Source organism: Tessaracoccus sp. (genome assembly GCF_016714275.1).
In the GTDB taxonomy this organism is placed as follows: domain Bacteria; phylum Actinomycetota; class Actinomycetes; order Propionibacteriales; family Propionibacteriaceae; genus Arachnia.
In genome coordinates this window covers 629,520-653,552 of sequence record NZ_JADJNP010000002.1, presented here as the reverse complement: position 1 = coordinate 653,552, position 24,033 = coordinate 629,520, and the positions used below count along the sequence as shown (strand labels likewise).

The window sequence follows — 24,033 nt, the reverse complement described above, 5'->3', positions numbered from 1 at the left end:
GCGCCGGGCCCGTGTCGAAAGGTCCGAAACCTAGTGGCCCGTCGCACCTAAATGCACCGGTACGCGGCGCCATGCGGGCGATTGACGTCGTTGTCGTCGGTCGACGTAGTGCCCCGCTATGACTCCCTCCTCCGCCTTGTCGCTCATCCCGCCTGACCCCGCGTCCTGATCGGTACCTTTAGGTGCGACAGACCACTAGCCGCCTCCTCCGGAAGGAAACTATGCTCTCGATTGACCAGATCCGTCGGCTGCCGAAGGTCGCCCTGCACGACCACCTCGACGGCGGGCTGCGGCCCGAGACCGTGATCGCGCATTGCGCGGAGGCCGGCCATGACCTTCCGACCACTGAGCCGGACGAGCTCCGCACCTGGTTCTTCGAGGCGGCGGACTCCGGCTCGCTCGTCCGGTACCTGGAGACCTTCGACCACACCGTCGCGGCGATGCAGACCAGAGAGCACCTGGCGCGGGTGGCGCGGGAGTTCGTCGTCGATCAGGCGCTCGACGGCGTGGTGTACGCCGAGGCGCGGTGGGCGCCGGAGCAGCACGAGTCGCGCGGGCTGACGCGCAGGGAGGCCATCGAGGCGGTTCGCGACGGCCTCGCCGAGGGCATGGCCGAGGCCGAGGCGCTCGGCCATCGGATCGTCGCGCGGCAGATCGTCACGTCCATGCGCCACGTCGCGCCGACCGTCGACACCGCACAGCTCGCCGTCGATTTCCGCGACGATTCCGTCTGCGGTTTCGACATCGCCGGCGCTGAGGATGGCTTCCCCGCATCCCACTGGCTGCCCGCGTTCGAGCTGTTGAAGCGCGCGAACATGTTCATCACCATTCACGCGGGCGAGGCCTACGGCCCGGGCTCGATCTGGGAGGCCGTGCAGCTGTGCGGAGCGAACCGCGTCGGCCACGGCGTGCGGATCGTCGAGGACATCGCGATCGTCGACGGTGTCCCAGTCCTCGGCCGCCTTGCGGCCTACGTGCGCGATGCGCAGGTTCCCTTGGAGGTGTCCCCGTCGTCGAACCTGCAGACGGGCATCGCATCCACGATGGTCGAGCACCCGATCGACCTGCTGAAAAACCTGGGCTTCAACGTCACGGTCAACTGTGACAACCGCTTGATGAGCCGCACGACCATGTCCCGCGAGTTCGCGCTCCTGTCGGAGACGTTCGGCTGGACCCTCGCCGATGTCGAGCGCTGCACCCTCGCGGCCATGAACGCTGCCTTCCTGCCGCTGCCCGAGCGCCGGGCGATCATCGACGGCGTCATCCGCCCCGGCTACGCCGCCATCGGTTGAGCCTACCGCTGGTTGCGCCGACCCCCGCTGGTTGAGCCGACGCGCGAGCGCTAGCGAGCCGTCGTGTCGAAACCAATGTCTGGCGCCCGGTCTCTGGACTTGGGCTGAGTCTGTGTGGGCGGCTTGGCGCCGCGAGTCCGGCCGCCAATAGGCTGACATCGTGACCATCATCCCAGCGCCCGGCCTTGACGCGACCCGGGTGAGCATCCGTCGGCGGCGTCCGTCGGGGGCGCTATCCGACGTCGTGGGGCACCTCGTCGCGGCCAACGACGAGTGGATGGTCGTCCTCCCCGAGGACCGCGGGGCCGAGTGGGTGCCGCGGGCGGAGGCCGAGGCCGTCCGCAAGGTGCCCGAGCGCACGGTGCTCCCGGCATCGCCGGCGGATGCGCTGCAGCGCGTGGTCGACCTCACCTGGCCGGGGCTCCGACGGGCGAGGCTCGGCGGGTGGACGATCAGGACGGGCCGAGGACGGACGCAGCGGGCCAACTCCGTGCTCGCTGTCGGAGACCCGGGGATGCCCTTCCTCGAAGCGGTGGCGGCGGCGAACGATTGGGCCGGTACGCAGCTTCTGCTGCAGGCCGTGGTCGGCAGCCGAGTCGCCGAAGAGGCCTTGGCGCTCGGGTGGCGCGCCGCCTCTCCGACCGTCGTTATGGTCGCCGACGCCGCGAGCCTCTCCTCATCGTCCCCGACTGACGCCGCGCCGGAGGATGCGCTGTCGGAACAGCTGGCCAGCGCCGGTTCGGCCCCGGCGGTGCTCGTGGACTCGCCTGACGAGGAGTGGCTCGCGGTCTACCGGGGCGGCGACGTCGACGCCGACCGGCTCGCGGAGATCACTGCGGCGCCCGCGCGGTACCTGCGGGTCGGCGACCAGGCCGTGGGGCGGGTGGCCCTGGCGCGCGGTTGGGCCGTCCTGTCCTGCGTCGAGGTCTCGCCCGATGCGCGGGGCGAGGGCCTCGGCCGGGCCGTGACCCGCGCGCTCGCCGTCGAGGCGCACCGCCTCGGAGCGCGGTATCTGGCGCTCCAAGTCGAGGACGACAACGTCGTCGCGCGGGGTCTCTACGCATCCGAGGGCTACGTCGAGCACCACACCTACGCCTATCTGTCGCCTGGGCGCGTCGTCGTTCCTTGAGCCGGGCCACGGCGACGGAAGAGCCGCAGCCCGCGTCGAAAGGTCCGAGAGCCTGGGCAGGAAACCGCGGCAGCGTCGGCTGGGGGAGCGTCTCAGTGCTTGGCGATGCAGAACTGATTGCCCTGCGGGTCCGCGAGGGTGACCCAGCGGAAGTTCTCGTCGCCGCGGTCGCCGATGAGGGTGGCGCCGGCCTTGAGCAGTTCGTCGAGTGTGGCATCCACGTCGTCGGTGTTGAGATCGAGGTGGATGCGGTTCTTTCCGTCGGTGGGATCTTCGACGTGCTGAACGGCCAGCATGGGCGTCGAGCCGATCATGACGAACCAGCCGTCGTTCTCCTCCACGATGGGGGCGCCCAGGCGTTCTGCCCACCATTTCGCGAGCGGGAGGGGGTCCGAGGAGTCGATGGTGACCATGCCGATGTTGAGGCTCATGAGATCACTCTAGGACGTCAGGCGAGGGTGAGGAAGAGGTCGGAGCGCAGCTGGGTGGGATCGCCGTCGGGCGTTGGCTCGGTGACGTAGATCTCGCCGTAGCGCGCGCCGGGAGTCACGCCCTCGGTCGCGGCCCAGGTCATGAGGCGGCCCCACGCGGCTCCCAGTTCGTCGTACGGGCCGACATGGGTGAGCATCGCAACGCGACCCGCAGGGATCTCGGACGGGGTGACGCTGAGGCCGTCGACCTCGGCGGTCGCAGGCAGCGGCCTGTCAACAGGGAAGCCGATCTCCACCGCGAACTCGGCCATCGGGTCGCCCTCGTAGACCGCGAGCGCCGCCCCGACCGGCATCAGGCCCGCGCCCTGGAGCGCGACCATCACCGGGCCGTAGGAAGAGTCGAACGCGGCCGGCAGCCCCTCGATTCGCATGCCCTCGTGCCGGACAACGGCAAGCGCGACGGCGTCGGTATCGACCACGACGGGTTCCGGCCAGGGGCCTGTTGTCATCACATCGGTGGTCATGGGTCGCTCCCTTGTTCGTCGTCGTGCTGGTGCGGTGAGCTGAGCCTACTCGGCAGAAGCCATCGCCTTCCTCCGGGGTCAGGGCAGGTAGTCGGCGAGGTGCTGGCCGGTGAGAGTTCCGGAGGCGGCGAGGTGTGCGGGTGTGCCCTCGAAGACGACGCGGCCGCCGTCGTGGCCGGCGCCGGGGCCGAGGTCGACCACCCAGTCGGCGTGCGCCATCACCGGCAGCGAGTGCTCGATCACGATCACCGAGTTGCCCTCGTCGACGAGGCGGTCCAGCATCTGCAGCATCGCCTCGATGTCGGCCATGTGCAGGCCCGTTGTGGGCTCGTCGAGCACGTAAATGCCCGCGCCCTCGCCCATCCTGATGGCCAACTTGATTCGCTGGCGCTCGCCGCCCGACAGCGTGGACAACGGCTGGCCGAGGCGCAGATAGCCGAGGCCGACAGCCTGCAAGCGCTGCAGGATCTTTCCCGGGATGCCCGTGGTGAACACCTTGACCGCCTCGGAGACGGGGAGGGCGAGCACCTCCGCGATGTTCAGGCCGTGCAGCGTGTACTGGAGTACCTCGTCGGTGAAGCGGCGGCCCTCGCACACCTCGCAGGTGTTGGCGATGCCGGCCATCATGCCGAGGTCGGTGTATACGACGCCGAGACCCTTGCAGTTGGGGCAGGCGCCCTCCGAGTTGGCGCTGAACAGGGCGGGCTTGACCTTGTTCGCCTTCGCGAACGCCGCGCGGATGGGCTCGAGCAGCCCGGTGTAGGTAGCCGGGTTCGAGCGGATCGAGCCGCGGATCGCGGTCTGATCGACGACACGCACCTCCCCGGCCTTCGCCATCGAGCCGTCGGCGATCGAGCCGTGGATGAGGCTCGACTTGCCGGACCCCGCCACGCCGGTGACAACGGTGAGGATGCCGAGGGGGATGTCGACGTCCACATCTTGCAGGTTGTGCGTCGATGCGCCCCGAATCGCCAAGGCGCCCGTGGGCGTTCGCAGCTTCGTCCGCGGCGTCGGCCGGGTGTCGAGGTGGTCGCCCGTCAGCGTGCCGGAGGAGCGGAGGCCATCCAGGTCTCCGGTGTACGTGATCTCGCCGCCGTGTGTGCCGGCGCCGGGACCGATGTCGACGATGTGGTCCGCCCGCGCGATCACCTGCGGCTTGTGCTCGACGACAAGCACGGTGTTGCCCTTGTCGCGGAGCCGGGCCAGCAGGTCCGTCATCCGGTTGATGTCGTGCGGGTGGAGACCGACGGTGGGCTCGTCGAACACGTACGTGATGTCGGTGAGCGCGGACCCGAGGTGGCGCACCATCTTGACGCGCTGCGCCTCGCCGCCAGACAGCGTGCCGGACTCGCGATCCAACGAGAGATAGCCGAGGCCGACCTCCACCAGCGAGCCGAGCAGATCGGAGAGCGACGTCAGAACCGGCCGGGCGCGGTCTCCGGCCTTGTCATCGCGCAACCGATCGACCCAGGGCCGGAGGTCGGAGATCTGCCAGCTGAGCGCCGTCGGCAGCGTCACGCCCTCGACCTCGGCGGTCCGTGCGGCCTCGTTCAGCCGCATGCCGTTGCACTCCGGGCACGGCCGGAACGTGCCGATCCGGTCCGCGAACTCCTTCGCGTGCTTCTGTCCCGGCGCCTTCTCAGGGTTCAGGAACATGCGCTTCACGCGCGGGATGACGCCCTCATAGGTCATGTTCATGCCCAGCGCCTTCACCTTGATGGGCTCCTGGTACATCAGGTAGGCCCAGTCCTCGGCGCTGAAGTCTTTGAGCGGGACGGTGGGGTTGAGGTTGGGATTCTCGGCGTAGCCCTTCCAGTACCAGGTGCCGACCCCCATGCCGGGTACGAGGATGGCGCCGTCGTTCAGCGACAGGTCGCGATTGACGATCTGCGACTCGTCGACCGCCGACACGCGCCCGTTGCCCTCGCACCCGGGGCACATGCCCTGCGGGGTGTTGAAGGAGAAGAAGAAGCTGGGGCCGACCTCGGGAGTGCCGAGGCGAGACCACACGAGCCGCATCAGATTGTTGACGTCCGTTGCCGTGCCGACGGTGGAGCGGGAGTTGGCGCCCATCCTCTCCTGGTCGACGACGATGGCCGCCGACAGGTTCTCCAGCTGATCGACGTCGGGCCGCGCCGGGCTGGCCATGAACGACTGCACGAAGGCCGGGTAGGTCTCGTTGATCAGCCGCTGGCTCTCTGCGGCGATCGTGCCGAAAACGAGCGAGCTCTTGCCGGACCCCGAGACCCCGGTGAACACCGTCATCTGGTGCTTCGGGATGTCGACATCGACGTCGCGCAGGTTGTTGACGCGCGCGCCGCGCACGAGGATCTTGTCATGACCGTTAGGCATGACGGGAAGTATGGCACCCACCACCGACAGTTCCAACGGCCGCTGCCTGACGACGCGGAACGAGGGCGCGGTGCCTCACGCCGAGTCCCCGCGTCGAAGGGTTGAGGCGCGATGACAGGCGGGGTAAGGTTGCAGGTAGCAAGATCTCGGCCCCGCTTCAGGTGAGCCGGATTGGCCCTCGGTGTAGCCACGGCAGCCGGGGGCTGCTTCATTTACGGCAACACCTGGCAGATGTGTTCGATGCGGTCGAACAACGTGGAGTCCCTCGCTGTGATCTGCTGGCGGTACGCGCTGCAGACGAGGTCAGGGAGATCCGCTTGCACGACGACAGCGGTCATGACGTAGAACTTCGCCCACCGATCGTCCATGCTGTAGGTCTCGTCGAGATAGGCCACCGGCTTGGATCCGTTCAGACGATACGCACTGGCAACGACATCTCGTCTACTCGTCATCCTCGCCGCCCTCCGCTGTACGTGATGAGGGTGAAGGTAGTGGAGACGTCTGACAGAAGGAGAGCAGTGTGTGTTGCGCTGCGCAGCTAGCGACCTTGGTGAGCATTGCGCTTTCGTGAGACGAGGTCCGTGAGGGCCCCGAGCGCTGCCCCTGCTACGGCCCACGCGAGGTCGAGTGGTGCGAAGGTCGAACCGAACACCAGCCTGGCGGAGGGCCATGCGTTGCCGAGGACTGCGGGAACTCCCGTCAGTTGCAGCAACTCGATCAGGACTCCGACCGCCGCAGTCGCCGTCACTAACGAGAGGGCGCGCGCCCGCGGGGCCACGAAGGCGGCCAGGAGATAGAGCAGGGTCGCGTAGAGAAGTCCACCTGCGGCATCGCCGGTAAGCCCCGGGAGCCGGCGGGCAAGCAACCCGATCCCGACCACCACCGGAATGAGAATGGCGATGCGGAGCCGGGAGCGGGTGACCATGTACTGAACCTAGAAGGAGGGAGGTGGAGGGGAGTCCACCTGTGGTCGCGTCGCGGTCGGCCCTGGGGCCAGGAAGTCAGTTCAGTGCGGCCCGAGCCGCGTCGTCGAGGGTGGAACGACGCTCCAGCCAGGTCTCGGAGCTTACCCATCCGGTGGCGTAGTCGAGGTCGCCGTCTGGGTCGACGATGGCGAGCACCTGGTCGCGCCCGAGGATCGACTCCGCCCGCTGCGCCGCGGCGAGGTCCTGCATGGCGTCGGCGATGAGGCGATGGCGCTGCGACTCCAGCGGCTCGAGGTCGGGCCCGGGGTAGACGATGAACGCGTCGCCGCTGAGGAAGCCGCCACCCGCGGCGGTGTCGACGAAGGGGTTGATCGCGCGACGTGAGAGAACGGAGTTGTAGAAGTTGAAGCCCCAGTGGAGGAAGCCGATGGCGCCGGTCTTGTACAGCTGCCAGCCGAGCGCTCGGGTGCGAACGCCATCCAGCGCGATGAATCGGTTCGAGAGCTCCCAGCTCTGCGAGATGCAGTAGTACACCCACCCCGGCTCCACGCCGGCCCTGCGGAAGCCCTCGACGGCGTTGGTCGCCACGATCGGGGTGGGTACGTGGGCCGCATACTCGTGCTCGGAGAGGGCATCGATCAGCCTGCACTCGTCCAGCAGCGAGCCGACAGCGCCCTTCGCCGCCAGGTAGCTGGCGAGATGCTCCTCGCTGGGCTCGTCGGACACGTGGAAGAACGTGTTCTCCAGACCGACGCGTGCCCCGAAGTACTCCTTCAAGAACGGCAGCGCCTGGGCCAGGAAGTCGACGTAGGCGGGGTCGTCGGCATGGGTGTGCCAGCCGAAGAGCTTCACGGGCGCGCCGTCGACCTCGACCCACACCTGCGGGGCGTACTTGGCGCCCCACTGGGTGAACAGGTGCGGCACCTCGACCTGGGCGATACCCGCGTCGGCGAGTAGGGCCATCCAGCGGTCGAGCCGCTCATGGCCGAAGTGGTAGACGCCGTCAGCCAGACGGATGTCGAGCAGCTGCGTGGTGCGGCGGTCGATGCCCTCATCCGTGTCGAGCGGTGGCGTCCACACCGGGGTGAGGGCCATCGTCGCGCCCAACCGCCGCAGTGAGCGGAGCTGACCGGCGATCGCCGTCCAGTGATCCTCGCTCCACGTGTCTACGCCGTAGTAGGTGGCGAGGCAGTCGGCGTGGAACCACTGCGCCACCGTCAATTCCGGCGGTGCTGCCGGGCGCTCGACGGTGTGCACCTCGATCCTGTGGTCGAGCACCAGGGTGTCGCCGTCGCGGACCGTGACCCGCAGGTCGTCGCTGGGGAGCACGACATCCACCCAGACGCTGTGCCAGCCGGTGTGCCGCGCCATGGTGCGGGCGCCGTCGGCCCGAGGGCGGAGCAGATCCGGCAACAGGCCGGGGCGGTCGGCGATGTACCCGGTGGAGTGCTCGGGCCAGCACGGCGCTTGCACCGGCACGAGCTCCACGTCGAACAGGCTGACGTGCCCAGCCCCGTCGACCTCGACCTCGACCCGGTTCTGCGGACCATGGCCGCGCGTCGACGGCGGCAGCCAGGCGACCTGGAAGGAGACGCGTTCGCCGGACCAGCCGGTGAGCGCTGTCAGTGGGGCGGTGGGCTTCCAGTCGGCGGTGACCTTCGTCAGCGAGTGGGTGACGACGGCGGTGACGGTGCTCTGCATACGGCCCATCTTTCCCTGTGTCGCGCGCGGAGACACGGCGCGCTCAGTCGCGCCGCGCACACACGAAGAAGGGCCCCGGAGCGATGTCCAGGACCCTTCTTGGCGACGGCGGTTCAGCTGAGCTTGGTGATCAGCTCCTGGCCCTCGGTGACCTCGGCGTCGATCGCCGCGATCACCTGGAGGGTCTCGGCCTTCGAATCCAGCACGATCACCGGGATGATCGGGTTGCGCTCGAGGCGCTCGACGGTGGGCACGTCGTAGGTGATGACCTTCTGGCCCGCGGCGACCTGGTCGCCCACACCGGCATGGGTGGTGAAGCCCTCGCCCTGGAGCTGCACCGTGTCGATGCCGAGGTGGACGAGCACGCCGACCTCGTCGGCGGTGGCGACGATGAACGCGTGGGGCCACAGCTGAATGATCGTTCCGCTGACCGGAGCCACCGCCTCGACGACCTCGCGCGGGGGGTCGATCGCGACACCCGAACCCATGATCTCGGCCGCGAAGGTCGCGTCAGGAACCTCAGTGAGGGCGACGGTACGTCCGCGGACCGGTGCGAGGATCGTCGTCGGGGCCTTTGCGGGGGCAGCGACCGCGGCCGAGGCTGCCGGGGTGACGGCCGGGGCCGCCACGGGCGCTGCGACCGGGGCGATCGGGGCGGGGCCTGCGAGCGCTGCGAGGATCTCGTGCTTGAGGCCCTCGGCTTGCGCGCCGAAGATCGCCTGGACGTTGTTGCCCACCTCCATCACGCCGGCGGCGCCGAGTGCCTTCAGCTGGCCATGGTTGACGGCTGCCTTGTCTGCGACCTCCATCCGGAGCCGCGTGATGCAGGCGTCCACGTTGACAAGGTTCTCGCGGCCGCCGAACGCGGCGATGAGCTGCTCGGCCCTCGCCGTGCCGCCGGCGGCGTGGGCGGCGCCGTCGCCGTCGGTCAGGTTGGCGGCCTGCTCAGCCTCGAAGTCGGCGTCCTTCATCCGGCCGGGGGTGCGCATGTTCCACTTCACGATGACGAAACGGAACATGAAGTAGTAGAGCACCGCGAAGGCGAGGCCCTGCAGGACGAGAAGCCAGATGTTCTGCGCTGCGGGGGCGGTGCCGTAGAGCAAGAGGTCGATGAGACCTGCCGAGAACGAGAAGCCCAGGTGGATGTTCAGCAGGTAGGCGACGGCGAGGGAGAGACCGGTCAGCAGGGCGTGCACGATGTAGAGCGGGAGCGCGACGAACATGAACGCGAACTCGAGCGGCTCGGTGATGCCGGTGAGGAAGGCGGTAAGGCCGGCGGCGGACAGGATGCCGATGGCTGCCTTCTTCTGCGCGGGCTTCGCGACGTGGATCATCGCGAGCGCGGCGGCGGGGAGGCCGAACATGAGGATGGGGTAGAACCCGGCGGTGAGGGCGCCGGCGGTCGGATCGCCCGCGGCGAAGCGGGTGAGCTCGCCGGTGAGGATGCCGGCATCGGTCGGGTACTCGCCGTAGATGAACCAGATGAAGGTGTTGAGGATGTGGTGCAGGCCGATGGGGATCAGCATGCGGTTGGCGACGCCGTAGACGAACGCCCCGAACGCACCCGACCCGCCGATGAGCGCGCCGACGTTGGTCAAGCCCATGTTGAAGATGGGGTAGAAGTAGGACATCGCGAAGCCGATGAGCAGGGTGGCCAACGACACGACGATGGGCACGAAGCGGCGGCCGCCGAAGAACCCGAGGTAGGTGGGCAGCTGGATGTTGTGGTACTTGTCGAACAGGTACGCGGTGACGAGGCCGACGATGATGCCCGCGAAGACGCTGTAGTTGATCATCGCCTGGTTGCCTTGGGCGTCGGTGACCCCTTCGAGCACGATCGGCGACATGCTCTTGAACACGGCGTCGATCACGAGGTAGCCTGCGACGGCGGACAGCGCGGTCGCGCCGTCGGCCTTCTTGGCGAAGCCGATGGCGACGCCGACGGCGAACAGGATGGGCAGGCTCGCGAACACCGAGCCGCCCGCCGCGCTCATGGCGTCGAAGAAGGGGCCGATGATGGGCCAGTCGATCTGGCCGAGCAGGTCCTCCTGGCCGAGGCGCAGCAGGATGCCGGCGGCGGGCAGCAGGGCGATGGGCAGCATGAGGCTCTTGCCCAGGCGCTGCAGCTGCGCGAAGCCGGGGAAGCCCGAACGCTTCGGCTTTTCCTTCACGGGTGCGGTCATATCTCTCCTCGTAGGTCGGTCGATTGGTATAGACCAGTGGCTGTACGTTCGCACGTGATCAAAATGCGCGTCAAGGATCGCTCACTTTGATTGGTCTAGTCCAATCGCGTAGGGTCGGAAGCGTCGGGGTCGTCGCCCGGGGAGGGTCGCCATGAAGGTTCCCAAGTACTACAGAGTCAAGCAGAAGATCCTGCGCTCGATAGCGGACGCGGAGCCGGGAACACCGGTGGCCCCCGAGCGAGAGCTCGCGCAGCAGTTCAACACCTCGCGCACCACCGTGCGGCAGGCGATCGCCGAGCTCGTGGTCGACGGCCGGCTCGCGCGCAGGCAGGGGAGCGGGACGTTCGTCGCGCGCCCGAAGCTGATGTCCGTGCGCCCCCTCACCTCCTTCTCCCAGGACCTGGACTCCGACGGCTGGCGCCCCGGCAGCGTCGTGCTCGACATCCGCGAGGAGTCTGCCGACGGCGACGTGTGTGCGCACCTCGCGGTACCGCCGGGCACGCCGGTCCAGCGCGTCGAGCGGCTGCGCACGGCCGCCGACGAGACAATCGCGCACGAGGTCGCCTACCTACCCGCCGTGTTCCCCGGGCTGGCGGACTTGCTTGAGGGCGGGGGCTCGCTCTACCGCGCGCTGCGTGAGCACTACGGGATCCACCTCGCCGGCGCGGAGGACACGGTGGAGACCGTGCTGGCCGATCCGGAGCAGGCGTCGCTGCTGGGCGTCGAGACTGGCCTCCCGATGCTGCTGGTCCATCGCACGGGCTGGGACGAGTCGGGCCGGCGGGTGGAGTGGACCAGCTCGGCCTTCCGCGGCGACCGGTTCCGGTTCATCTCGCATCAGCGTCTCGGGGACGCCGGAGAAGTGCGGCAGGATGCTTCGCAAGGGGTGTGAGTCCGCGGAACCTCTTGTCCGTCGTCCTGGTCGCACGCAGGGCATCTGGTTATCCTCTCCTGGTGATCATCGCGGCTGCTGACGGCTCCTCTCTGTCCAACCCCGGGCCGGCCGGGTGGGCCTGGTACGTCTCCGACGACATCTGGGCCGCTGGTGGATGGCCGCACGGGACCAACAACATGGGCGAGCTCATGGCCGTCCTCGACCTCCTGCGGTCGACGGCACACCGCGACGAGCCGCTCACCATCCTCTGCGACTCCCAGTACGTCATCAACTCGCTCACCAAATGGCTGCCCGGGTGGAAGCGCAAGGGGTGGAAGAAGGGCGACGGGAAGCCGGTGCTGAACGTCGAGCTGATGAAGGACCTCGACAAGGAGCTGCGCGGCCGCGACGTGACCTTCGAGTGGGTCAAGGGCCATGCGGGCCACCGCATGAACGAGGCTGCCGACGAGCGCGCCCGCGCCGCCGCCACCGCCTACCAGCAGGGCCGCGAGCCCGACGCCGGGCCGGGGTTCCCCGAGATCGCGCGCCCCGCCGGCCGCACGGACTTCGCCGTCGGCGCGGTCGACGAGCAGCCTGACCTGTTCTCAGACGCTCCCGACGCCGATGCTCCGCGCCCCGTCGCGGGATCCGCCGCGCCGCGCCAGAAGGCCGCCCTGGTGCGCGCGGCACGGGCCCTCTTCGACGACCCGTCGTCGGCGCCGCTGCACTCCGACTTCGTCTGCCACGGTGGCGGAGTCGAGGCGGACCGGCTGCTGTGGGAGGGCGCCGTCGACGGCGAGGTGCTCGCCGTCGACGGATTGGGCTCCGACGCCGGACTCGTGCGGGCGAGCATCGGCGGCTCGCCCGCCGCGCTGGTCTGGGTCCAGCTCCCCGCCGGCTGGCGGCTTCGGTTCGCTTCGCTGTTGTAAGGGTCCCGCCGCGGCCCCAGCCGCGGACCCGAAGAGTCGGATGTTGGTTCGTGTGATCGTGCTTCGCATTGCAACACCTTCCTTGGCCTCGGCAATCAAGCAAGCTTGAATTGCCCTCGGCCGTCGTCGGTGTATGAACCAGCATCCGATTCCTAAGGGGAGGCGTGCGCGGCACCTCGGCTCTTAGACCAGCGCGTGGAGGCCCGTGCGCATTTGCCTCGTCGCCTGGGCGTATAACGGATCGCCGGAGCGGAGGGCCTTTCCCTCGCAGTGGAGGCTGGTGAAGAAGCGCTCGAGCAACTCCCATGAGTCGCGGCGTGCGCGCAGGCGCGCGAGTGGCTCCGCCGCCAGCCCGGTCTGAGCCGTGCGGGCGGCGAGGTACTCGGCGAGGAGCCGGTCGATCGTCGCCTCGTCCATCGGCACGTACCAGGGCCCTCCGTGATGCGACCGCCGATGAGCGCGAGGTCGTTGGCGACGTCGCCGATGCGTGCCCACTCCCAGTCGATGAGCCGCGGTGTGCCCCGTTCGTCGATGAGGATGTTGGTGGCGACGAGGTCACCGTGGATGAGCGAGTAGGAGATGCCGTCGAATGCGGGCGCCGCCGCCACGATGTGCGGGCGGATGCGCAGCGCGAGGGCCGCGGCCTCGGGCCCGCTGGCGATCTCGGGGTCCGCTGCCTGCCACCAGGCGTAGCTGTCGTCGAACTCCCGGACGATGTCGAGCCGTTCGGCGGCACCGCCGACCGATCCGGCCAACGGGTACGTGCGTTCGTGCAGCACCGCGAGTCGGCCCGCGAGGGAGCCGAGCAGTCCCGCGTCCCAGGCGCTGGGCACCCGGAGCGAGCCCGGCGCGTAGGTGGCGACGATGTACGGCGTGCCGAGCGGATTGTCGGCTAAGTCGTCCATGGCAAGCGGGCGCGAGCCGATGTCGTCGGGGATGAGCGAGCCCGCGCGGAACTCGTCGATCATCGGACACGGCATGTCTTCTGGGCGACGCCGGGCGAGCCGAAAGACCAGCGACGCCGTGCCGTCGGTCACGAGCCAGGCGGCATAGCTCTCGCCGGTGCCGAGGAGGGATGCGGTGGCGTCGTCCACCCGGAGGGACGGGTCGGGGAGGGCGATCGCGCGGGACCTGAGCGCGTCAAGGAGGTGAGCCCCGGTGCGGGGGTCGGCGGGGTTCACTCGTGCACGCCGTCGACGTACAGCCAGCGGCCGTCGATCAGCGCGAAGCGGCTGCGCTCGCGCAGCGCGCCCTCGGTCCCGTCGGCACGCCTCCAGGACGCGGCGAATGCGACGGCCCCGGTAACGTCCCAGGCCTTCCCGGCCTCGGTCGCCTCGATGACGAGGCCCGTCCAGGTCGTGTCGTCGAACTCGAGGTGCGCGGGACGGGTGGCAGGGTGCCACGTGGTGAGCAGGTAGTCGGCGAGCCCACGCGCGAACGCAGCGTAGCGGGAGCGCATCAGGGCGACGGCGGTAGGCGCGGGGCGGCCGTCGTGGAAGCGCCCGCAACAGGTGGCGTATGGCTTCCCGGTGTCGCAGGGGCAGGGGTCGACGGTCATGGCGACAGCCTATTGGTCCGTCCTCGCATCCTTGCGCGGGAGATATTGTGCAACTAGCATCGTTGCATGGTTAGTTACTCTACTAACACACCAGCAGGGCAAGGGAGGATGTTCCCCTTTTCCAGCAGGTTGCGCGCCGGATTGCCGACGACATCGTCGATGGCACGCTCGCGGAGGGCGATCAGGTGCCGTCGATCAACGAGTTCGCCTCCTTCTGGCGGATCAACCCCGCCACCGCGCTCAAGGGCGTCGCGCAGCTCGTGGCCGAGGGGATCCTCTACAAGCAGCGGGGATTGGCACGTTCGTCGCCGACGGCGCGCGCCCGGCTGCTCGCACAGCGCCGCGCCGACTTCCACCAGCGGTTCGTCGGACCGCTGCTCGCCGAGGCGGCCCGTTTGGGCCTCACCCCGGCCCAGGTCATCGAACTCATCTCCCAGGAGGAAGCATGAGCAGTGTCGTCGTCGACAACCTGTACGTCACCTACTCGTCGTGGAGGGGAGCGACGTGGCCGGCCGTCCGGAGCCAGCCGGTGAGTCGGCGTTCGAGCGGGGCGACGTCGTCGCCGATGGGTGGGCGACGGCGACGATAGGATGACGCGCATGAGTCGTGTTCTTGCCGCCGTTGCATGGCCATATGCCAACGGTCCCCGCCATATCGGTCACGTGTCGGGCTTTGGTGTCCCCTCCGATGTGTTCTCGCGGTACATGCGCATGGCGGGCCACGACGTGCTGATGGTCTCGGCTCCGACGAGCACGGCACGGCCATTCAGGTGAAGGCCGACGCCGAGGGCCTCACCGCCCGCGAGACCGCAGACAAATACCACGCGCAGATCGTTGCCGACCTCCAGGGCCTCGGGCTGTCCTACGACCTGTACACCCGCACGACGACGCCCAACCACTACGCCGTCGTGCAGGAGATGTTCACGGCGCTCTACAACAACGGCTACATCGTCGCGAAGACGCAGATGGGTGCTATCTCGCCGTCGACCGGGCGCACGCTGCCCGATCGATTCATCGAGGGCACGTGTCCCCTCTGCGGCTACGGCAATGCCCGCGGGGACCAGTGCGACAACTGCGGCAACCAGCTGGACCCTGCGGACCTGATCAACCCGAAGTCGAAGATCAACGGTGAGACCCCGCAGTTCGTCGAGACGGAGCACTTCTTCCTCGACCTCCCGAAGGTCGCGCCCCAGCTGACCGAGTGGCTGTCCAGCCGTGAGGACTGGCGGCCGAACGTGCTCAAGTTCTCGCACAATCTCCTCAAGGAGATCCGCGAGCGCGCCATCACCCGCGACCTCGACTGGGGCGTCCCCATCCCGCTCGACGGCTGGCGCGACGCGCCGATGAAGCGCATCTACGTGTGGTTCGACGCCGTGATCGGCTATCTGTCGGCCTCCGTCGAGTGGGCGACGCGCCAGGGGCGCCCGGAGGCGTGGCGCGCGTTCTGGAACGACGCCGAGGCGCTCAGCTACTACTTCATGGGCAAGGACAACATCGTCTTTCACTCGGTGATCTGGCCCGGCATCCTGCTCGGCGCCAACGGCCAGGGCGAACTGGGCGGCGAGATCCGCCCGGCGCTGGGCGAGCTGCAGCTGCCTACGGAGGTCGTGAGCTCGGAGTTCATGACGATGAAGGGCTCGAAGGTGTCGTCGTCGCGTGGCGCGTCCATCTTCGTCGGGGACTTCCTCGCAGAGTTCGGCCCCGACGCCCTGCGCTACTACATCGCCGTCGCGGGCCCGGAGAACCAGGACACCGACTTCACGTGGGAGGAGTTCGTCCGCCGCACGAACTTCGAGCTGGCCAACGAGTGGGGCAATCTCGTCAACCGCTCGATCTCCATGGCGCACAAGAACAACGGCGGCATCCCTGCCGCCGCAGAGCTGACCGACGATGACCAGGCACTCCTTGACGCGGCCACGGCTGCGTTCGACGTCGTCGGCGAACACATCGCGGCGCGCCGCTTCAAGGCGGGCATCACCGAGACGATGCGCATCGTCGGCCTCGCCAACAAGTACGTCTCGGACATGGAGCCGTGGAAGCTGAAGGACGATCGGCGGCGCCGCGACACCGTGCTGCACGTCACGCTCCAGGTGGTGTCCGACTGCAACACGCTGCTGACGCCGTACCTCCCGCACTCGGCGCAGAAGGTGTTCGAGGCGCTGGGCGGCGAGGGCGTGTGGGCCGCGCAGCCGCAGATCGTCGAGGTCGTCGACGGTGACCTCGTCTACCCGACGCTGCAGGGCGACTACGCCGCCCAGCAGGCGACCTGGGCCTCGCGCCCGGTTGTGCCCGGGACGCCGCTCGACAAGCCGTCGCCGCTGTTCGCGAAGCTCGACGAGAAGCTGGGGGAGACCGGGCCGAGCTGGGCTCCCGTCGGCTGACCTTGGTCTCCGCGAGCTGCGTCCGCTACGCGATGGGCTCGTTGCGCCGGGCGTAGGATGCGGCGGCCTGGCTCGAGAGCGCAAGCAGGATCAGGATGTCGATGGCCAACGAGTAGATGGTCCCGGCGAAGGTGATGTCTTGCTCGCTCGTCGACCATGCGATGAACGTCGTGGAGATGTCGACGACGGCCGCGAGCATCACGAGCACGCGCGCCCAGTTGTAGCCGAAGAAGATGAGGATGCCGACCACGGCCTGGGCAAGCAGCAGCGTGGCACCGAGCGAGAACACGACCATGCGCAACAGTGGTGCGCCTTCGCGGGCGAAGCCCAGTACCTCGACCGCCGAGTCGACGGCGAGCAGCAGCCCGTCCCAGCCGCTCATCAACCCTGCCAATACGACGGCGCCGATCAGGGCGCGGAGGATCACGAGGCTTGCGCCGACGACGGTCGCCGCCGGCCGCGCCATGTTGGGGTCGCGCTGCTCGCGCTGCAGCAACCTCGCCCCCTGCCTCGAACGCGGGCAGCTTCTCAGGCATGTGGGTCATGCGATGCCCCGACGTCGATGACGGGTAGGTTCCCGTCGGTGTGGATGGTGTCGCCGCCGCCGTTGCGGGCGTGGTAGCCGGTCGAGAAGTTCTCGAGGACGCGGATCCGCACGGCGCTGTTGGCCTCGCTGACGGTGTCGACGATGTAGTCGCGCTCGATGTCGGTGTTCGCGTCGATGCGGTGGGTGATCTGGAGCGTGAAGAACGACAGGCCGACCGACGTGTCGAAGGTGCCCGCAGCGAGCCACTCCACGCGCTCCCCACCGGGGAGGAGCCAGCCGTCGGGGCAGGGCCAGAAGCGGACGTGGTGACGCTGCTTGGGGTTGCCGTCGACCTCCTGCTGGTACGCGAACGCCTGCTGCTTGCCGAACAGGAACAGCGGGCTGACGGGTGCCTCCGGGTAGCTCTCCTGGCGCAGGGTCGAGCGCACCATGCCCCAGGACGACTGAGCCGTGATGGGGTCGGCCTTGATCCACCCGCGCGCTCCATAGCGCGCTGAATCTGCTCGCCCGTCCCCATGAGGGCGAGGTTGACGGGGTCACCGAGGAGCCCGTCGCTCGTACGGGTGCGGCCGATGAAGTAGTTGGGGACGTAGACGGTGGTCAGGATGCGGTGCAGGCGAGGCAGCACGAGATACGCCAGCAGCCCCCAGAAGAGAACGACGAGGACGATGGCCCACCAGCCGGTGGCGAGGGTCTGGGTCAGGCTGAGCCCGGCCAGCCAGATCGCGGCGAGCCCGGCGAACACGAAGAAGAACCAGTCGAGGGCCACCCCGCGGGAGTAGCTGCGGTTCGGCGATGCACTCATGAGGCCCCCAGTGCGCGTGCGGTCTTGAGACACGGAACTCCGCGCTTGTTGGGGTGCGTTGTCACCGATGGTCAGATGCTACCGCGCCGAGGATGGTGCGAAACGCGCCTCGACGCCGTGTGCGCCGTCGATCCGTCGGTTCTGGGGGATGGGCGCGACGGGGAGCTCAGATGTGTACGAACTCGACACCCTCGGACAGGAGGTCGTCGACCGCGCGGAGCATTCCCTTCGCGGTGTCGGAGTCCGGGCGGTTGAAGTGGGCGATCACGATGCCGCCCGGCTTCGTCGCCCGCACCTCGGCGCGGACGGTGGCCGCGGCGAAGGTGGCGCCGGCGTCGCCGTTGGTGCTGAATCCGACGGGGGTCTCACCCAGCGCCTTCGCGATCGCGACGCCGACATCGTCGTAGTGGGCGGTGCCGGAGCGGAAGAAGCGGGGAGGGGAGCCGACAAGCGAGATCAGCCGCTCGTGACACTCCCACACCTCGTCTACGGCCTCGCGCGCGCTCGCCGAGCCAGCGATCCCGTACGCCTCGCGGCCGGTCACCGACAGCGGCACGTGCCGGGTGCCGTGGTTGCCCAGTTCGAACAGCGGTTCGGCGAGCAGATCCGCCACGATGTCCGGGTTGGCGTCGATCCAACGAAGGTTCACGAAAGAGTGGCAGGCACCTTCGCGGCGACCAGCCCTGAGATCAGCCGCTCGTCGAAGCCGGAACCGTGCCGGCCGCCGCACGCGTCGAAGGTGAGCGCGATCCTCGCCACGCCGTCGGAGGTGGACGGCGCATCCAGCGCGGAGACGATGCCCGGCAGATGCATGCCCCAGTCCTTCGGCTTCTTCTTCGCGAACCGGCGTGCGACGTCGGCGGGATCTGGGCCTTTCGGCGACGGCCCAGGCGTCGACGGGTCCTCGGAAGGTGCCGACGGCGACGCAATGACCGACGGCGACACGGACGGCCGCGGCGGTGCTGAGGGTGTTGACGGAGGGGGCTCAGGAGCGGCCGGTGGCGCGCACCCCGCCGCGCTCAGCCCCGCCAACGCCGTGGCGATGCCGAGCGTGCGACGACCGAAAACGGGGTGAGGTTCCCTCACCAGGAGCCGCCGCCACCGCCGCCGAAGCCGCCGCCGCCGCTGAAGCCGGAGAAGCCCGACGACCCGCCGGTCGAGGAACTCATGCCGTCCATCCGGGCGGCCTGCATGACGCTCGACATAGACGTCGTCAGGTTGCTCATCGCGTTGGCGAAGTAGGCCCCACGCATCAGGTCCGCGCCGACATACCAGGACGTGTCGGCCCGGTAGATGCCCTCGGCGCCGAGCTGTGCGAAGAGCGTCGCCCAACGGTCCGCGACTCCGAAAACGATCGCGTACGGCAGATACTTCGAGAAAATGTCCTGGCCCTCTTCGAACTTCAGCGTGTCCTTCTCCGCGGTGCGCAGGTACAGCTCGAATCCCTTGGCCTGTGCCAGGTACGCGGAGCCGGCGGCGGTGCGCTTGCGGAACTTGCTCGACATGGCCATCAAGCCGATGCCGAACACCGCGAACGGGATGGCCAGCAGGCCCCAGCCGAAGAATGCCCCGACGATCGCGACGCCGAGCGCCGCCATGAGGCAGAGCCCGCCGAGCACGAGCGGCCCGGTCTGCGCGAGCGTCGGGTTGCCCTTGAACCAGCCCAACTGGACGACGGCGTTGTACAGCCCCGATCGGGCGTTGGGCAGAACCTTCTGGAACTTCTCCGTTGACAGCTGCTTCGACGTGCGCACGGCCTTGCCCTTGAAGATGTCACCCAGCAGCTTCTCCTCATAGGGGCGCAGCCGCTCGCCTGCACGTGGCTGCGTGGCGTACAGCGTGAAGGTCTTCTTGCCCGTCGACTCGATCTTCAGGAACCCGCGCACAGCGAGGTCGACGATGGTGGCGGACACGTCGACGTCGTCGGCCGTGGTGTCCATCAGGGTCCCGATCTCGCCTGGGGACGCGCCCTTCGGCGGGTGGAACTGCACCGCGACGGGGAACTTGCCCGACTGGCGGCCGACAGTGGCGTCCTCACCGGGGCCGGGCACGATGCCAGGCGTGAGGCCGAGGTAGACGTCGTCACGGGCGTGTCGTCGGCGAATGGCCACGAGACCGGCGACGGCGGCGACGAGTCCCGCGCCAGCGGCGCCGCCGGTCACCGGGCTGAGCTCGAACGCATTGCCGAGGGTCTTGGCCCTCTCGCGGTGCTGCTGAACGCCGCCGAACGTGCCGGGGGGAAGCCCGCGACGATCTGGACGGGATTCCTCGGGGCAGCGTCTCGGCGTGGGCGAACGTGGCCGTGTCGCCCGACGACGACGCGTCGCACCTCTCCTGCGCCGAGTACGGGCCGTAGAAGCAGGCGACCCCGCTCACGGCGGTGGGGCCGGTCACCGTCACCGTGAGGTTGGAGATCTCCGACCTCCACGCGGGTCCGATGACGTCCCAGTTGAACTCGTCCAGCCCGCTCTTCGGGTGATCGGAGACGATGAAACCGGTGACGGAGTAGGTCAGCGTGTAGTCCTGCGGCGTCGTGTTCCAGCGGTTCTCGTCACCGATCCGGAGGGCCATCATGCCGCTCTCGTAGTCGCGGTTGACGTTGGCGCTCGCGCCGCTGGGGGAGCTGACCCGGACGTCGGAGTAGTCGAACACGTAGTCCCAGTCGGGATCCGCGCCGTCGGTCTGCCGGGTGGGGAGCAGCACGATCGGGCCGCGGCCGCGCACTGCCGAGAAGTCCATCGTGAAGTCGACCGCAACCTCGGCCACGCCCTCGGGCGTGAGGTTCACGACCACGTCGTAGCGGGTGATCGGTGCGCTGTCGTCAGCAGAGGCGGGAAGCGCGACCAGGAACGTTGTGAGCAGCGCGAGGACGACGGAGGCAAGAACGGCACGGAGCTTCGTCATGGTTCCAGGGTAGCGGTCGCGAAAACCTGAGGATTTGGTATTGATTCTGAGAATGCTTAAGCTCTCTCTCAGAGTTGTGACAGTCGCGCGGGGGGCGGCCGCTCAGATCGGTTCGAGACGGAAGAAGACACTGAGATGAAGATCAGCAAGACGATTGCGGGCCTGGCCTGCTCGACGGCCCTGCTCCTCGGCACGATCGGCGCTCCGATCGCCCATGCCGACGACGAGGCGCCCGCGGCACCGGTTGTTGCCGCGCCCGCAGCGCTGGCGGCAGACGCCCCGGCCGCTGACCAGCAGCTGCCCGCGGCTCAGCCGGCCCCCAAGCCGCAGCCGAAGAAGGCCACCGTCACGGTGAAGAAGGCCCCCAAGACGGTCCGGGTGAAGAAGAAGTTCACCGTGAGCGGCACCATGACCGCCAAGGGCGCGAAGGCCTCGCTGCAGCGCTGGACCGGCAAGAAGTGGTCGACCATCGCCAAGGACACCACCACCTCGAAGGGCAAGTTCTCCTTCTCGGCGAAGCTGACAAAGGCAGGCAAGACCAAGCTGCGCGTCGTCACCGCCGCCACCCCCAAGTACAAGAAGGCCGTCTCGGCCAAGAAGACCGTCAAGGTCCGCGACACCAAGGCGCGCGAGGCCATGAAGTTCGCGCTCGGCAAGGTCGGCAAGCGTTACGTACACGGCGCCACCGGCCCCAACGCCTTCGACTGTTCCGGCCTGACCAGCTACGCCTACGCCAAGGCGGGCGTGAAGCTGCCCCGCAACTCGCGGGCCCAGATGTCGGTCGGCAAGCGCGTGTCGAAGTCGAACCTGAAGCCGGGCGACCTGGTGTTCTTCTACAGCCCCGTGAGCCACGTGGCCATCTACATCGGCGACGGCAAGGTCGTGCACGCGGGCAACCCGCGCACCGGCGTCAACGTCACCAAGCTCAAGTACATGCCGTTCAGCGGCGCCCGTCGGGTCGGCTGACCTGACGGAAGTTGAGGAAGCAGCGCTCGGTCACACGCCGAGCGCTGTTGCCATTTCTGCCCGTACCGTTTCCAGCAGCGCCGACGCCGTCGCGCGGGCCGCGGGCACGTCCTGCGACTCGTCGACGCCGAGCCGAACCTCCAGGTAGCACTTCAGCTTCGGCTCCGTCCCGGACGGGCGCGCGACTACGTGCACGGCGCGGCCCGTGAACTCCACGCCGTCGGTCGGGGGCAGGTGGCCTCCGTCGTCGGCGAGATCGACGACGGCGACCGGCTCGCCGAGCAGCTCTGCAGGAGGGTTGGCGCGCAGCCGGGCCATGGCGTCGGCGATCAGCGAAAGGTCGGCGACGCGGACCGACAGCTGCGACGTCGCCGTCAACCCGTGGGCGCGGGCGATGTCGTCGAGCCTATCGGCGAGCGTGCGGCCCTCGGCGCGCAGCTCCGCGACGATCCGCAGCACGTTGACCGCCGCGGTGATGCCGTCCTTGTCCGGCACAGCGCGCGAGTCGCAGCAGTATCCGATGGCCTCCTCATAGCCGAAGGCGAGGTCGGGGACGCGGCCGATCCACTTGAACCCCGTCAGCGTCGTCTGGTGGTCGCGTCCCGCGGCGTGGGCCATGCGGCCCAGCAGCGTCGACGACACGATCGAGTTCGCGAACGTGCCGGGCACGCCGCGCCGAATGGCGTCGTCGCCCAGGATCGCGCCCAGCTCATCGCCTGTCAGCATCCGCCACGCGCCGTCGACCACCGCGGCGACGGCACACCGGTCGGCGTCGGGATCGTTCGCGACGACAACGTCCGCGCCGGCAGCCTCCGCGAGGGCGAGCGCCAGGTCGATGGCGCCCTTCTCCTCGGGATTCGGGAACGCGACGGTCGGGAAGTCGGGGTTCGGTTCGGCCTGCTCTGCGACTTCGTGCGGCGCAGGCAGCCCGACCGCCGCAGCCACGCGGCGCACGGTCGCGGCGCCGACGCCGTGCATGGCCGTGTGCACCCAGGTCAGCTCCCGCGGCGCCTCGGCCGCGTAGAGCGAGGCCGCGCGGGCCACGTACGCGTCCAGCAGCTCGGCCGTGACGTCCGTGCGGGCGTGCGACCGGGGGAGGACCGCCCAGTCGTCCGCGGCGACGCGGGCGATGTGGGTCGAGATCTCGCCGTCGGTGGGCGGCACGATCTGCGAGCCGTCGCCCAGGTACACCTTGTAGCCATTGTCGGCCGGCGGGTTGTGCGAGGCCGTGACGACGACGCCCGCGACGCAGCCGAGGTGCTGGATGCCGAAGGCGATGACGGGCGTGGGGATGGGGCCACTGGTCCACAGCACCTCGAACCCGGCGCCTGCCATGATCTCGGCGGTGTCGGCCGCGAATGCGTCTGACTTGTGTCGCGCGTCGTGCCCGACGATGACCTTCCCGCCCGCGAGGCCCTGCTCAGTGAGCCATGCCGCGAAGCCCGCGGCCGCCTGGGTCACGACGACTCGGTTCATCCGCGCAGGGCCTGGGCCGATCGGGCCGCGCAGGCCCGCGGTGCCGAACTCGAGCGGCCCGACGAACGCGCTGGCCAGCTCGTCCATCGCTGCCTGCGCGACGCCCTCGTCGTTGGCCTGCGACTGGACGATCAGGTGGTCCAGCTGCTCTCGCGTGTCCTGGTCGATGTCCGCATCCCGCCACGCGGCGGCCAGCGTCAACACGTCGCTCATCACAGTTCCCCGACGATCCCTGCCAGCAGCGCGGCGAGCCGCGGTCCGGCGTCGCGCCCGGCCTGCAGCACCTCCGCGTGGTCCAGGTTGCTGTCGCCCATGCCGGCGGCGGCGTTGGTGACGAGCGAAAGGCCGAGCACCTCCATGCCCGCCTCGCGCGCCGCGATGGTCTCCAGCGTCGTCGACATGCCGACGAGGTCGCCGCCGATGATGCCCGCCATCCGCACCTCGGCAGGGGTCTCGTACTGCGGGCCGCGGAACTGCACATAGACGCCCTCGGGAAGGTCGGCGTCGACGCTGCGGGCGGCCTCGCGGAGCCGACCGGAGTAGGCCTCGGACAGGTCGACGAAGTTCGCGCCGTGCAGCGGGGTGTCGCCGGTGAGGTTGATGTGGTCCTTCAGCAGGACGACGGTTCCCGGCCCCCAAGCGGGGTTGAGGCCGCCGCAGCCGTTGGTCAACACCATGGTCGTCGCCCCCCAGGCGGCGGCGGTGCGCACCCCGTGGGCGACGGCGTCGGCGCCGCGGCCCTCGTAATAGTGCGTGCGCCCGGTGAAGATCGCCGCGAGCTTCCCGGTCGCCGCGCGGGCCAGCAACAGCTTGCCGCCGTGCCCGGCCACCACCGGCTTGCTGAAGCCCGGGACGTCGCCCAGCTCGATCTCACCGAGCGTCTCGCCGATCTGCTCAGCCCCCGAGGACCAGCCAGAGCCCAACACGAGCGCGATGTCGATGCTGTCCGTCGCGAAGCGGTTCTTGAGGAAGGCGGCGGCCTCGGCGGCCAGGTCAAAGGGGGAGGTGCTCATGCCCCGAGCATACTGATCGCGTCCTCGTCGAGGGGGACTGTGG

General features: G+C 69.0%; 23 protein-coding genes and 3 pseudogenes. 9 read left to right on the top strand and 17 right to left on the bottom strand.

The annotated features are described in order from the left end of the window. Nucleotides 1–221 precede the first annotated feature (221 nt). Both IPJ61_RS11710 and IPJ61_RS11705 read left to right on the top strand, forming a co-directional pair. Nucleotides 222–1,292, top strand: coding sequence for an adenosine deaminase (locus tag IPJ61_RS11710; RefSeq protein ID WP_297107363.1), 1,071 nt, complete (start codon nt 222–224; stop codon nt 1,290–1,292). 160 nt (nt 1,293–1,452) lie between these two features. After that, entirely contained in the window at nt 1,453–2,421 is a 969-nt protein-coding gene (locus IPJ61_RS11705; protein ID WP_297107360.1) for a GNAT family N-acetyltransferase, read from the top strand. A 92-nt stretch (nt 2,422–2,513) separates the two neighbouring features. On the opposite strand, the gene IPJ61_RS11700 is transcribed toward IPJ61_RS11705, so the two are convergent. The 7 genes from IPJ61_RS11700 to IPJ61_RS11670 all read right to left on the bottom strand — a co-directional run bounded on the left by IPJ61_RS11700 (nt 2,514) and on the right by IPJ61_RS11670 (nt 10,538). Next, entirely contained in the window at nt 2,514–2,852 is a 339-nt protein-coding gene (locus IPJ61_RS11700) for a VOC family protein (protein ID WP_297107357.1), read from the bottom strand. A gap of 17 nt (nt 2,853–2,869) precedes the next feature. Further along, a complete protein-coding gene (locus IPJ61_RS11695; protein ID WP_297107354.1) occupies nt 2,870–3,376 on the bottom strand; it encodes a GyrI-like domain-containing protein in 507 nt (168 codons plus the stop codon). A gap of 78 nt (nt 3,377–3,454) precedes the next feature. Continuing rightward, a complete protein-coding gene (locus IPJ61_RS11690; RefSeq protein ID WP_297107351.1) occupies nt 3,455–5,728 on the bottom strand; it encodes an excinuclease ABC subunit UvrA in 2,274 nt (757 codons plus the stop codon). Between the two features lie 212 nt (nt 5,729–5,940). After that, nucleotides 5,941–6,123: a hypothetical protein gene (locus IPJ61_RS11685; RefSeq protein WP_297107347.1), complete on the bottom strand. Its 183-nt coding sequence runs from the start codon at nt 6,121–6,123 to the stop codon at nt 5,941–5,943. A 143-nt stretch (nt 6,124–6,266) separates the two neighbouring features. Continuing rightward, complete coding sequence (locus tag IPJ61_RS11680; RefSeq protein WP_297107344.1) at nt 6,267–6,653, bottom strand: DUF2809 domain-containing protein; 387 nt, start codon at nt 6,651–6,653, stop codon at nt 6,267–6,269. A 76-nt stretch (nt 6,654–6,729) separates the two neighbouring features. Further along, nucleotides 6,730–8,355: a DUF4091 domain-containing protein gene (locus IPJ61_RS11675; RefSeq protein ID WP_297107342.1), complete on the bottom strand. Its 1,626-nt coding sequence runs from the start codon at nt 8,353–8,355 to the stop codon at nt 6,730–6,732. A 113-nt stretch (nt 8,356–8,468) separates the two neighbouring features. Continuing rightward, the gene (locus IPJ61_RS11670; RefSeq protein WP_297107340.1) at nt 8,469–10,538 is read right to left on the bottom strand and encodes a PTS transporter subunit IIABC; all 2,070 of its coding nucleotides are present in this window, start codon (nt 10,536–10,538) and stop codon (nt 8,469–8,471) included. 151 nt (nt 10,539–10,689) lie between these two features. On the opposite strand from IPJ61_RS11670, the gene IPJ61_RS11665 reads away from it, so the two are divergent. Then, nucleotides 10,690–11,430, top strand: a complete 741-nt coding sequence (locus IPJ61_RS11665) for a GntR family transcriptional regulator (RefSeq protein ID WP_297107337.1) — start codon at nt 10,690–10,692, stop codon at nt 11,428–11,430. Nucleotides 11,431–11,492: 62 nt separating this feature from the next. Further along, the gene (locus IPJ61_RS11660) at nt 11,493–12,341 is read left to right on the top strand and encodes a ribonuclease H family protein (protein WP_297107334.1); all 849 of its coding nucleotides are present in this window, start codon (nt 11,493–11,495) and stop codon (nt 12,339–12,341) included. A gap of 152 nt (nt 12,342–12,493) precedes the next feature. Here IPJ61_RS11660 and IPJ61_RS11655 read toward each other — a convergent pair whose 3' ends face one another. Continuing rightward, a complete protein-coding gene (locus tag IPJ61_RS11655) occupies nt 12,494–13,522 on the bottom strand; it encodes an aminoglycoside phosphotransferase family protein (protein WP_297107331.1) in 1,029 nt (342 codons plus the stop codon). Further along, on the bottom strand, nt 13,519–13,899 hold the full coding sequence (locus IPJ61_RS11650) for a YchJ family protein (RefSeq protein WP_297107328.1): 381 nt from the start codon (nt 13,897–13,899) through the stop codon (nt 13,519–13,521). Before IPJ61_RS11650 ends, IPJ61_RS11655 begins: the two co-directional genes overlap by 4 nt. Before the next feature lie 134 nt (nt 13,900–14,033). Between IPJ61_RS11650 and IPJ61_RS11645 the strand changes: the two are divergent. From IPJ61_RS11645 to metG, 3 genes and pseudogenes are all read left to right on the top strand, one after another. Next, nucleotides 14,034–14,348, top strand: a pseudogene (locus tag IPJ61_RS11645) (GntR family transcriptional regulator); the annotation flags it as partial. Further along, the gene (locus tag IPJ61_RS11640; protein ID WP_297107325.1) at nt 14,345–14,488 is read left to right on the top strand and encodes a hypothetical protein; all 144 of its coding nucleotides are present in this window, start codon (nt 14,345–14,347) and stop codon (nt 14,486–14,488) included. The pseudogene IPJ61_RS11645 and the gene IPJ61_RS11640, both read left to right, overlap by 4 nt. A gap of 10 nt (nt 14,489–14,498) precedes the next feature. Then, nucleotides 14,499–16,279 (top strand): annotated as a pseudogene (gene metG, locus IPJ61_RS11635) (methionine--tRNA ligase). A gap of 25 nt (nt 16,280–16,304) precedes the next feature. Here the strand turns inward: metG and IPJ61_RS11630 are convergent. The 4 genes and pseudogenes from IPJ61_RS11630 to IPJ61_RS11615 all read right to left on the bottom strand — a co-directional run bounded on the left by IPJ61_RS11630 (nt 16,305) and on the right by IPJ61_RS11615 (nt 18,444). Continuing rightward, nucleotides 16,305–16,775, bottom strand: a complete 471-nt coding sequence (locus IPJ61_RS11630) for a hypothetical protein (RefSeq protein WP_297107323.1) — start codon at nt 16,773–16,775, stop codon at nt 16,305–16,307. Between the two features lie 32 nt (nt 16,776–16,807). Further along, nucleotides 16,808–17,631, bottom strand: a pseudogene (locus IPJ61_RS11625) (LssY C-terminal domain-containing protein). Nucleotides 17,632–17,797: 166 nt separating this feature from the next. Then, nucleotides 17,798–18,280, bottom strand: a complete 483-nt coding sequence (locus IPJ61_RS11620; RefSeq protein WP_297107320.1) for a polysaccharide deacetylase family protein — start codon at nt 18,278–18,280, stop codon at nt 17,798–17,800. Beyond that, nucleotides 18,277–18,444 carry a hypothetical protein gene (locus IPJ61_RS11615; protein ID WP_297107317.1) on the bottom strand — a complete coding sequence of 56 codons (168 nt, stop codon included), beginning with the start codon at nt 18,442–18,444 and terminating at the stop codon, nt 18,277–18,279. Before IPJ61_RS11615 ends, IPJ61_RS11620 begins: the two co-directional genes overlap by 4 nt. Here IPJ61_RS11615 and IPJ61_RS11610 point away from each other — a divergent pair. Beyond that, complete coding sequence (locus tag IPJ61_RS11610) at nt 18,443–18,706, top strand: hypothetical protein (RefSeq protein ID WP_297107314.1); 264 nt, start codon at nt 18,443–18,445, stop codon at nt 18,704–18,706. The genes IPJ61_RS11615 and IPJ61_RS11610 overlap by 2 nt on opposite strands. A 7-nt stretch (nt 18,707–18,713) precedes the next feature. Here IPJ61_RS11610 and IPJ61_RS11605 read toward each other — a convergent pair whose 3' ends face one another. Continuing rightward, a complete protein-coding gene (locus tag IPJ61_RS11605) occupies nt 18,714–19,793 on the bottom strand; it encodes a DUF2207 domain-containing protein (RefSeq protein ID WP_297107311.1) in 1,080 nt (359 codons plus the stop codon). Beyond that, entirely contained in the window at nt 19,714–20,535 is an 822-nt protein-coding gene (locus IPJ61_RS11600; RefSeq protein WP_297107307.1) for a DUF2207 domain-containing protein, read from the bottom strand. Before IPJ61_RS11600 ends, IPJ61_RS11605 begins: the two co-directional genes overlap by 80 nt. Before the next feature lie 135 nt (nt 20,536–20,670). Here IPJ61_RS11600 and IPJ61_RS11595 point away from each other — a divergent pair, with 135 nt between their 5' ends. Next, a complete protein-coding gene (locus tag IPJ61_RS11595; RefSeq protein WP_297107304.1) occupies nt 20,671–21,501 on the top strand; it encodes a C40 family peptidase in 831 nt (276 codons plus the stop codon). 30 nt (nt 21,502–21,531) lie between these two features. Here IPJ61_RS11595 and IPJ61_RS11590 read toward each other — a convergent pair whose 3' ends face one another. After that, the gene (locus IPJ61_RS11590) at nt 21,532–23,190 is read right to left on the bottom strand and encodes a phospho-sugar mutase (protein WP_297107301.1); all 1,659 of its coding nucleotides are present in this window, start codon (nt 23,188–23,190) and stop codon (nt 21,532–21,534) included. Then, nucleotides 23,190–23,990 carry a purine-nucleoside phosphorylase gene (locus IPJ61_RS11585; protein WP_297107299.1) on the bottom strand — a complete coding sequence of 267 codons (801 nt, stop codon included), beginning with the start codon at nt 23,988–23,990 and terminating at the stop codon, nt 23,190–23,192. Before IPJ61_RS11585 ends, IPJ61_RS11590 begins: the two co-directional genes overlap by 1 nt. Nucleotides 23,991–24,033 lie beyond the last annotated feature (43 nt).

Coding starts and splice junctions, on each gene's coding strand:
- IPJ61_RS11590 (WP_297107301.1), bottom strand. CDS start 23,190: ATGAGCGACGTGTTGACGCTGGCCGCCGCGTGGCGGGATGCGGACATC.
- IPJ61_RS11600 (WP_297107307.1), bottom strand. CDS start 20,535: ATGACGAAGCTCCGTGCCGTTCTTGCCTCCGTCGTCCTCGCGCTGCTC.
- IPJ61_RS11615 (WP_297107317.1), bottom strand. CDS start 18,444: ATGCATCTGCCGGGCATCGTCTCCGCGCTGGATGCGCCGTCCACCTCC.
- IPJ61_RS11665 (WP_297107337.1), top strand. CDS start 10,690: ATGAAGGTTCCCAAGTACTACAGAGTCAAGCAGAAGATCCTGCGCTCG.
- IPJ61_RS11585 (WP_297107299.1), bottom strand. CDS start 23,990: ATGAGCACCTCCCCCTTTGACCTGGCCGCCGAGGCCGCCGCCTTCCTC.
- IPJ61_RS11610 (WP_297107314.1), top strand. CDS start 18,443: ATGCCCCAGTCCTTCGGCTTCTTCTTCGCGAACCGGCGTGCGACGTCG.
- IPJ61_RS11670 (WP_297107340.1), bottom strand. CDS start 10,538: ATGACCGCACCCGTGAAGGAAAAGCCGAAGCGTTCGGGCTTCCCCGGC.
- IPJ61_RS11595 (WP_297107304.1), top strand. CDS start 20,671: ATGAAGATCAGCAAGACGATTGCGGGCCTGGCCTGCTCGACGGCCCTG.
- IPJ61_RS11650 (WP_297107328.1), bottom strand. CDS start 13,899: ATGACCGTCGACCCCTGCCCCTGCGACACCGGGAAGCCATACGCCACC.
- IPJ61_RS11700 (WP_297107357.1), bottom strand. CDS start 2,852: ATGAGCCTCAACATCGGCATGGTCACCATCGACTCCTCGGACCCCCTC.
- IPJ61_RS11710 (WP_297107363.1), top strand. CDS start 222: ATGCTCTCGATTGACCAGATCCGTCGGCTGCCGAAGGTCGCCCTGCAC.
- IPJ61_RS11690 (WP_297107351.1), bottom strand. CDS start 5,728: ATGCCTAACGGTCATGACAAGATCCTCGTGCGCGGCGCGCGCGTCAAC.
- IPJ61_RS11695 (WP_297107354.1), bottom strand. CDS start 3,376: ATGACCACCGATGTGATGACAACAGGCCCCTGGCCGGAACCCGTCGTG.
- IPJ61_RS11680 (WP_297107344.1), bottom strand. CDS start 6,653: ATGGTCACCCGCTCCCGGCTCCGCATCGCCATTCTCATTCCGGTGGTG.
- IPJ61_RS11675 (WP_297107342.1), bottom strand. CDS start 8,355: ATGCAGAGCACCGTCACCGCCGTCGTCACCCACTCGCTGACGAAGGTC.
- IPJ61_RS11640 (WP_297107325.1), top strand. CDS start 14,345: ATGAGCAGTGTCGTCGTCGACAACCTGTACGTCACCTACTCGTCGTGG.